The sequence below is a fragment of the Solibacillus silvestris genome (assembly GCF_051967575.1).
Lineage (GTDB): Bacteria > Bacillota > Bacilli > Bacillales_A > Planococcaceae > Solibacillus > Solibacillus silvestris_B.
In genome coordinates this window covers 1-2,832 of sequence record NZ_JBQCJW010000070.1, presented here as the reverse complement: position 1 = coordinate 2,832, position 2,832 = coordinate 1, and the positions used below count along the sequence as shown (strand labels likewise).

At 36.8% G+C, this 2,832-nt stretch carries 2 protein-coding genes; one reads left to right on the top strand and one right to left on the bottom strand.

Going from position 1 to position 2,832, the window contains the following annotated elements:
• Positions 1 to 372: 372 nt before the first annotated feature.
• Positions 373 to 1,179: an aldo/keto reductase gene (locus tag ACTHOQ_RS18745; RefSeq protein ID WP_440497709.1), complete on the top strand. Its 807-nt coding sequence runs from the start codon at positions 373 to 375 to the stop codon at positions 1,177 to 1,179.
• Positions 1,180 to 1,451: 272 nt separating this feature from the next.
• On the opposite strand, the gene ACTHOQ_RS18740 is transcribed toward ACTHOQ_RS18745, so the two are convergent.
• A complete protein-coding gene (locus ACTHOQ_RS18740) occupies positions 1,452 to 2,672 on the bottom strand; it encodes a hypothetical protein (protein WP_440497707.1) in 1,221 nt (406 codons plus the stop codon).
• Between the last annotated feature and the right edge of the window lie 160 nt (positions 2,673 to 2,832).

The following is a 2,832-nucleotide window of genomic DNA, read 5'->3' as shown; positions in this document are numbered from 1 at the left end:
GGTTCTTATTGAAATCGAGAAGAACCAAATAGCATCAACTATTGAACCTAATTATTTATGTGCGAAGTTTGAGTTAAATAATATTCATCATTACAATATTTTACTTATTAAAAATAATATACTCTTTTTCAAGTGTCCTATCCACCGATACCGTATGGTAATGCTATTGGATATGACCTGCTGCCTGGAAACACAAGCTAATTAGCATAAGCGGAATTGAAGTATAAATTTATTTCCTGTACCACTAATGTAAGCATAGATCTCTATAGGATTTATCCCTTATTTCGTATCGCTTTCTGAATATTGCATGTTTTGTTATGATGTACATAGTAAGTAAAAAAAAGTACAGTATACAGGGGGAGTGTCTAAACTATGGAATACATTACACTTAATAATGGAGTAAAAATGCCGATTGTTGGTACAGGAACAAATACATACGGAAAAGAAAATAACGAGTATAACGGAGTGTTAACGAACGAAATTCCCGAACTGGCTTCAGCACTTGAGTTGGGCTACCGGTCGATAGACGCAGCCATTATGTATCGAAACGAAGAGCTTGTCGGAAGCGTTTTAGCAGAAAGCACAGTGCCTCGAGAAGAGTTATTCATCACGACAAAAGTTCCGGCGAGCGAAGAATATATTTCTTCAAAGGAAGCGACTCGAGCAGCGATCGATAATAGTCTGAAAAACTTCCAAACAGACTATCTGGATTTGCTTCTGATCCACTTCCCGATCGAAGACAAGGAACAGCTTAAAAACACTTGGGAAGTCTTTGAAGAATATTATGAAGCGGGTAAACTAAAAGCGATCGGGGTTTCAAACTTCGGTAAAAATCATCTAGATGAATTGAAAGAATTCGCGAAAGTGAAGCCAGCCGTTAATCAAATACAAATTAATTTGAAAGAAAAGAACGAACATCTCCTTGCCTTATTAAAAGAAGAGGGCATCACACATGTGGCATGGGGACCTATGAAAGCCGAAGCACATCAAAAAGAAGTGCTAGATGAAATCGGTAGAGCTTATGGGAAATCTGGAGCACAAGTTTTATTAAAATACCAAATAGAGCGCGGTGTAGTCGTTATTCCAAAATCACACAACCGTGAAAATCAGGCATCTAATTTAGCGCTTTTCGATTTCGTATTAACCGCAGTAGATATGGAGAAAATCGGAAACCTATAATTAGTTAATCTTTATACTGGAGATATGAATCGTGTCGCCCGGATTTTACTTCTTTTTAGCAATGAGATTGGAAAAGTAGAAGGGGCAATGGCATTTATTTTATTTGTAAGAGGGTTCAGTGATCGTTTGGATTAATGAATCTTCCTCAATGATTGAATAAAAAAGGACATTCCCTATTAGTCATGTAAATTAGGGATGTCCTTTCATTTGTCTATAGGTTCTTTTTATTTGACGGAATTTCCAATGTTCACAACTTTATTACCCATTTTCTTTTAATTCACTCCAATTATTTGCGTAAAGTATGGAGGGTCACCTTCACCGGATTTTGAGTAAGTGGCAATAATCTGATTTTTGCCTGCTGGATGCACATCTACTGTTTTTGGGAGAATATGTGTACGTTTGCCTGATTGTATATTGTAGATGTCGACAATATACTGCTTTCCGTTAAAATATTGTACAGCGGCCAGATTTTCTCCGACACCGAACGGGAAAGCATTACCGCGTTTTGGGGCACCGGCATAGTTTGCCGTAAGCATTTGCTTGCCATTAAAGTCGATTATCCGTATTTTATTATCTTTCGTTTCGGCCATATAGCCATTTTTCAAGTCATGGAATTTAAGTCCTTCTTTGCCGTCGAAAATTTTCATGAGCTTTTTATTGTTGACGTCCAGTTTGTAGCCTGTCCCTCTATTATAGATAAACATCATATCTTTATGCTGAATGACCTGTTCCGGCGTATCTTCCAGCCATTCCACTTGATCGACGACATTGCCTTTCTTATCGAAATAAATAATGCCTTTCCCGAATATAAAGCCGATGTCATAGGTTGAGAAGCTATATGCTTCACTTGAAGTGATTCCCGCCAACCGGTTCACGATTTCGATTTTGAATTGCGGAATGTCTTTGCGCGAGATGAGCTGTTCATAACGATCGTATTTGTAAAGGGAGAAGTTGCCATAAGCATTTTCAATGGATAATTTTGCAGGTTGGCCGATGAATTTATACTCAACTTTATTCGTCTTCATATTATAAAATGCTCTATACTGTGTGCGGCTTTCATTAGTAAATTCTACGTGATCCCCATCTAACGGACCGACACCATCACTAATAACCGTATATTTACTGGCAGTTGAATTCAAAACTTTGAAGTTTTCATCGTATAATACGATTTTTTTGTTTTTATTATCCCAGAATAAGATATAAGCTTTATTGTTGTAAGAGAAAATCTTGGCAACACCATTTTTGCCAAGCTTTAACGATTTTTTCACACCGTTTTTATTTTGTTTAATAATGGTTATATCCCATGTTTTTCGAATCACATCACTATAAATAACATGGTTATCTGAAGAAGGTATAAATTCAATGCCAGGTTCCCCCTTTAAGCTATAGCTATTTGCTTTAGTAAAAGCGGCGTGAGATGTTGATGGATGGCCAACGATTGATATCATTGCGAGCATTGCAAAGACACCTAAAAACGTCAATAATTTTTTCATGTACGGAGCTCCTTTAGGAATTTTAAATGGATGAATTCATAATAAATATAAAGGTATTAAAAGTGGAAAATAACCTATTATTATAACCCCCTCTGTTAGGATAGATGTCGTACCGAGCTAACGTGATATGATTAAGTAAAATACACGGAGGTCGAGACGA

Bases quoted from the DNA above. Each gene is read 5' to 3' on its own strand.
- ACTHOQ_RS18745 (WP_440497709.1), top strand. From the start codon at position 373: ATGGAATACATTACACTTAATAATGGAGTAAAAATGCCGATTGTTGGT.
- ACTHOQ_RS18740 (WP_440497707.1), bottom strand. From the start codon at position 2,672: ATGAAAAAATTATTGACGTTTTTAGGTGTCTTTGCAATGCTCGCAATG.